Origin of the sequence: Bradyrhizobium sp. PRIMUS42 (assembly GCF_023006515.1) — a bacterium.
In the GTDB taxonomy this organism is placed as follows: domain Bacteria; phylum Pseudomonadota; class Alphaproteobacteria; order Rhizobiales; family Xanthobacteraceae; genus Bradyrhizobium.
Genome location: NZ_JALBGZ010000451.1, coordinates 1 through 5,359, shown reverse-complemented (window position 1 = coordinate 5,359; position 5,359 = coordinate 1). Strand labels below are relative to the sequence as shown.

At 63.9% G+C, this 5,359-nt stretch carries 6 protein-coding genes; 5 read left to right on the top strand and 1 reads right to left on the bottom strand.

The features are described 5' to 3' along the window. The 5 genes from MOV75_RS26330 to MOV75_RS26310 form a co-directional block, all read left to right on the top strand. The coding region (locus MOV75_RS26330; protein ID WP_247006862.1) for a class I SAM-dependent methyltransferase at nt 1-632 on the top strand (632 nt) is incomplete at its 5' end. 168 nt (nt 633-800) lie between these two features. Then, nucleotides 801-1,688: an EamA family transporter gene (locus MOV75_RS26325; protein ID WP_247006861.1), complete on the top strand. Its 888-nt coding sequence runs from the start codon at nt 801-803 to the stop codon at nt 1,686-1,688. Nucleotides 1,689-1,695: 7 nt separating this feature from the next. Beyond that, complete coding sequence (locus tag MOV75_RS26320) at nt 1,696-2,298, top strand: LysE family translocator (RefSeq protein WP_246925116.1); 603 nt, start codon at nt 1,696-1,698, stop codon at nt 2,296-2,298. A 133-nt stretch (nt 2,299-2,431) separates the two neighbouring features. Continuing rightward, nucleotides 2,432-3,451, top strand: coding sequence for a ketol-acid reductoisomerase (gene ilvC, locus MOV75_RS26315; RefSeq protein WP_194403842.1), 1,020 nt, complete (start codon nt 2,432-2,434; stop codon nt 3,449-3,451). A 148-nt stretch (nt 3,452-3,599) separates the two neighbouring features. Next, complete coding sequence (locus MOV75_RS26310; protein WP_246925118.1) at nt 3,600-4,448, top strand: SDR family oxidoreductase; 849 nt, start codon at nt 3,600-3,602, stop codon at nt 4,446-4,448. A gap of 10 nt (nt 4,449-4,458) precedes the next feature. Here MOV75_RS26310 and MOV75_RS26305 read toward each other — a convergent pair whose 3' ends face one another. Next, entirely contained in the window at nt 4,459-5,079 is a 621-nt protein-coding gene (locus MOV75_RS26305) for a hypothetical protein (RefSeq protein ID WP_246925120.1), read from the bottom strand. Between the last annotated feature and the right edge of the window lie 280 nt (nt 5,080-5,359).

The window sequence follows — 5,359 nt, the reverse complement described above, 5'->3', positions numbered from 1 at the left end:
ACGGCGCCATTCGTTTGGGGCGCGCGGACGAATTGTTCAACATGCGTCGCATCTTTGCGGTGATGGGGATGCACCCGATCGGTTACTATGACCTGTCGCTCGCCGGCGTGCTCGCCACCGAAGCCGCCCTGATGGGTGCCGAGGTCGACGCCATCGACATCTCGCCGGCGATGCTGGCGCTCGCCGAGATCTATGCGCGTGACCGCAAGGCACCGGTGCGCACGCAATCGGCCGGCCTGCTCAGCTTTGCCTATCGCCCGGAATCCTACGATTTGATCGTCAGCGAATTCACGCTGCATCATCTGCCGGATTTCTGGAAGGCGGTGGCGATGTCGCGAATCTATCGTGCGCTGAAGCCCGGTGCGAGCTTCTACCTGCGCGACATCGTTTACGCCTCGATGCCCGATGCCGTCGAGCGCGACGTCGAGCAATGGGCCGACTTCCAGATCAAGAACCACGATTTTTCGCGCGACAGCGTCGTCACGCATATGCGCGACGAATATTCCACCTTCGGCTGGGTGATGGAGCGGATGCTGACCGACGTCGGCTTCACCCTGGTCTCGGTCGACTACCACGCACCGATGCACGGGACTTATCTGCTGCGGAAACCGAAAGCCGGCGAGCAAGGCTAGAACTGTGAACGCAAGCTGCAACGACAACGTCGCTGCGCTCCCTCCCCCGCTTGCGGGGGAGGGTTGGGGAGAGGGTGTCTCCACAAGCGAGAGCCCCCCAGAGGAGAAAGCCCTCACCCGCGCCTTCGGCGCGACCTCTCCCGCAAGCGGGAGAGGTTAGGGGGTGGAATGAAGCCGGCTGATATCCTCATCGCTATCCTGGTGGCGATCATCTGGGGGCTTGCCTTCGTGGCGAGTCGGATCGCGCTCGACGAATTCTCGCCGGAGTTGATGACGGCGATGCGCTTTGCCATCGCCGCGGTGCCGTGTCTTTTCATTCCCAAGCCGAAGGTCGCCTGGTCGCTTCTGGTCGCGATCAGTTTCACGCTGTTCCTCGGCCAGTTCCTGTTGCAGGCCTACGGCATCGCCCATGGCGTGCCTGTGGGGCTGACCAGCGTCGTGGTGCAGAGCCAGGCGCTGTTCACCATAGGCCTTGCCGCGATCGCATTCGGCGAGCGGCCGACGTCGGTGCAAACGCTCGGCATCGTCATCGCGGCGGCGGGACTTCTCATGATCTGCGGCACCGTCGGTTATGACTTCAGCGTCGGTGCGTTCGCGGTGCTGATGATCGCTCCGATCTGCTTTGCGATCGGCAATCTCCTGCTGCGCGGGGCCCGCGGTGCGCCGATGTTCGACTTGTTTGCCTGGCTCTGCCTCACCGCCGCGGTGCCGCTATTCGTGCTCGCGCTGATCGTCGATGGGCCGGCGCCGACCTTCCAATCGCTGATTCACATGTCGCTCACCGGCCTCATCTGTCTGCTGGTGATCGGCGCCATCTCCACCAGCATCGCCTATTGGCTGTGGGGCCGGCTGCTGCGCGACTATCCCGCCGCGCAAGTGGTGCCGTTCGCGCTGCTGGTGCCGTTCGTCGGCTCGGCTGCCTCCAGCATCGTGTTCGGCGAGCGGTTCGGACCCTTGCGGCTCGCCGGCATGCTGACCGTGATCGTTGGTATCGCGGTGATGGTTCTGGCGAACCGGCCCAAGGCGTTAGCCAAACCGCTGCCGAAGACGGCGTGAGGTGAACATGTCCCAGTCGCTGTTCTACGCCTTCCTCATCTTCATGGTCGTGATGTACTTCACGCCTGGACCGAACAACATCATGCTGCTGTCCTCTGGCCTGACCTACGGCTTCCGGCGCACCATTCCTCACATCGTCGGCATCGTCCTCGGCTTCGCCTTCATGGTGGCCGCCGTCGGTCTCGGGCTCGGCTCGGTGTTCCTGGCCTATCCGATCCTCCAGACCATCCTGAAATATGCCGGTGCCGCCTATCTGATCTATCTTGCCGCCGCGATCGCCAGGTCCGGCCCGACCAAGTCGGGGGAGGGGGACGGCCGCGGCCCGATGACCTTCTGGGGCGCGGCAATGTTCCAATGGATCAACGCCAAGGGCTGGGTGATCGTGATCGGCACCATCACCGCCTATGCGGCGATCGCCCAATTTCCGCTCAACATCGCGATCCAGACCCTGATCAGCCTGATCGTCGGCACGGTCTCGACCGTGGTCTGGGCCCTGTTCGGCTCCGCCTTGCGGCCGGTCCTGACCTCGGAGCGGCTGGTCCGCGCCTTCAATATCCTGATGGCGATCCTGCTGCTGGCCTCCCTCTACCCCGTTTTCATGGATGCATGATGTCGCGGATTTCCATGCAGAAACGGGTTTCCCTAAGGGCTGAAAATGCTCTAGACAGCCCCCGAAATCCGCAAATTTCACCCTTCGGACACTGACCAATGGCCGATTTTCGGCCCTGAACGAGGAAACGACCATGCGTGTTTATTACGATCGCGACGCCGACCTAAACCTGATCAAGGGCAAGAAGGTCGCCATCGTCGGCTATGGCAGCCAGGGCCACGCCCATGCGCTCAACCTGAAGGATTCCGGCGTCAAGGAAGTCGCCATTGCGCTGCGCAAGGACTCGGGCTCGGTCAAGAAGGCGGAAGCCGCCGGCTTCAAGGTGATGGAAGTCGCCGAAGCCGCCAAATGGGCCGACCTCGTCATGATGCTGACCCCGGACGAGCTCCAGGGCGACATCTACCGCGACCACCTGCACGACAACATGAAGAAGGGCGCAGCCCTCGTGTTCGCGCACGGCCTCAACGTCCACTTCAACCTGCTCGATCCGCGCGCCGACCTCGACGTGCTGATGATCGCGCCGAAGGGCCCAGGCCACACCGTGCGTTCGGAATATCAGCGCGGCGGCGGCGTGCCCTGCCTGATCGCGATCGCCAAGGACGTCTCGGGCAACGCCCATGACCTCGGCCTGTCCTACGCCTCCGCTGTCGGCGGCGGCCGCGCCGGCATCATCGAGACCACCTTCAAGGAAGAGTGCGAGACCGACCTGTTCGGCGAGCAGGTCGTGCTCTGCGGCGGCCTGGTCGAGCTGATCAAGGGCGGCTACGAGACGCTGGTCGAAGCCGGCTACGCGCCGGAGATGGCCTATTTCGAGTGCCTGCACGAAGTGAAGCTGATCGTCGACCTGATCTATGAAGGCGGCATCGCCAACATGAACTACTCGATCTCCAACACCGCGGAGTACGGCGAGTACGTCACCGGTCCGCGCATCGTCACCGCCGAGACCAAGGCCGAGATGAAGCGCGTTCTCGCCGACATCCAGGGCGGCAAGTTCGCCCGCGACTGGATGCTCGAGAACAAGGTCAACCAGACCTCGTTCAAGGCGACCCGCGCCAAGCTCGCCCAGCACCCGATCGAGGAAGTCGGCGCCAAGCTGCGCGACATGATGCCCTGGATCAAGAAGGGCGCGCTGGTCGACAAGAGCAAGAACTAAGTCGCCGTTTCCGGACGCAGCGCATCACGCCAAGTGGTGCGCTGCTGATCCGGCGGCCATTGCGCTCCTCAGTCCCGGCTCTGCGCTCCCCCCTTCGCACCACCGCCGTTTTCCGACATGATCGCGAAAACCTTGAGGGGAGGGCACCATGCGATCTGTCGTCGTCACCGGCGCGTCCACCGGCATCGGCTGGGCCACTGCAAAAATTTTGCTGGGGCGCGGCTTCCGCGTCTTCGGCAGCGTTCGCAAGCAGGCGGATGCGGAGCGGCTCAAGGCTGAGTTCGGCGCGAACTTCACGCCGCTGCTGTTCGACGTCACCGACGAGGCCGCCGTGCTCGCCGCGGCTCGCCAGGTTCGCGAGGTACTGGGCGGCGAGACGCTGGCCGGCCTCGTCAACAATGCCGGGATCGCGGTCGCCGGTCCCGTGCTCGAATTGTCGGCCGACGATTTCCGCCGCCAGATGGACATCAACGTCATCGGCCCTGTGATCGCGACCCAGGCGTTCGGGCCCTTGCTCGGGGCCGACCCGTCGTTGAAGGGGCCGAAGGGGCGGATCGTGATGATCAGCTCGGTCGCGGGCAAGAACGGCAATCCGCTATCGGCGCCCTACTGCACCTCCAAGCACGCCGTCGAGGGACTGTCGGAAAGCCTGCGCCGCGAATTGATGCTGTTCGGCATCGACGTCATCATCGTCGCCCCCGGCGCGGTGAAGACGCCGATCTGGAGCAAGGCCGAACAGATCGATCTGTCCGTCTACCAGAACTCGCCCTATCTACCGGCGCTGAACAAGGTCATGGCCTTCATGATGGACCTCGGCGCGAAGGGCCTTCCGGCGGAGCGGATCGCCGAAATCGTGTTCGAGGCACTGACTGCGACAAGCCCCAAGGTGCGCTACCAGATCACGCCTGACCCGGTTCGCCATCTGATTGGGGCCGTGTTGCCGAAACGGACGATCGACCGGATCATCGCCAAGCGGCTCGGGCTGTTGCCACAGTAAGGCAGGCTCTTCAGCCCGCCGCAGCGGTCTGCCCACGCGGGTGGCGGGCCATCGCGATCATGCGCAACGCCATCACGATGAGGAGCGGAATGAGGAACGCGGTGTAGAGCGGCATCGCCGGCACGCGTTTGCCGAACGAGACCATGAACTGGAACCAGAGGTAATGGCCGCCCGCAAGGTGCAGCGCGCGCCAGACGCGGGGTCCGATCAGCGCGGCCGAGCGATCGAACGAGGTCGCGCTCATCGCGATGATGAAGGCATAGCCGATGCCACCGAAGGTGTAGGAGACGGGCGAAGTGGCCTCCGCGAAGCCGGCTGGATCCATCCTGGCGAAGGCGACGATCGCGACCGCGTGGATGGCGTGGGAAGCGGCAAAGCTCAAGCCGAGATAGCGGCGGTTGCGGCGCTGCCAGCGCGTCCACGCATTGGGCCACAGCCGCGCCAGCGCCGCGGCGCTGAAGGCAAGGCAGAACAGCAGCAGCGAGCTTCGTGCAGTGAAACGGATCACCATCCGCACGCCCTCGATCTCGAACTGCCGCATCGAGGCAATCCACAGGCTGAGCATGATCAGGCTCAATGAGAGGACGGCAAGCAGCCGCCAGCTTTCGAACCAGCCTTGACGTTGTGACATGGCAATCTCCTCCCCGATGTAATCATTGATTACATTTCGAGATGGCGATGAGATCAATGGTGTAATCGCTGCTTACATTCACGTTCGGGTGATGCTAGAAAGCCTCCATGCCCGCCCGACAACCGGCCAAGCCGCGCGCCCGCCGCAACACCCCTGAAGCCCGGCCCTATCATCACGGCGACCTCCGCCGCGTGTTGATCGATGCTGCGCTGCAACTCGCAGCCGAGGGTGCCGAAATCTCGGTGCGTGAGGCCGCACGCCGGGCCGCGGTTTCGCCGGG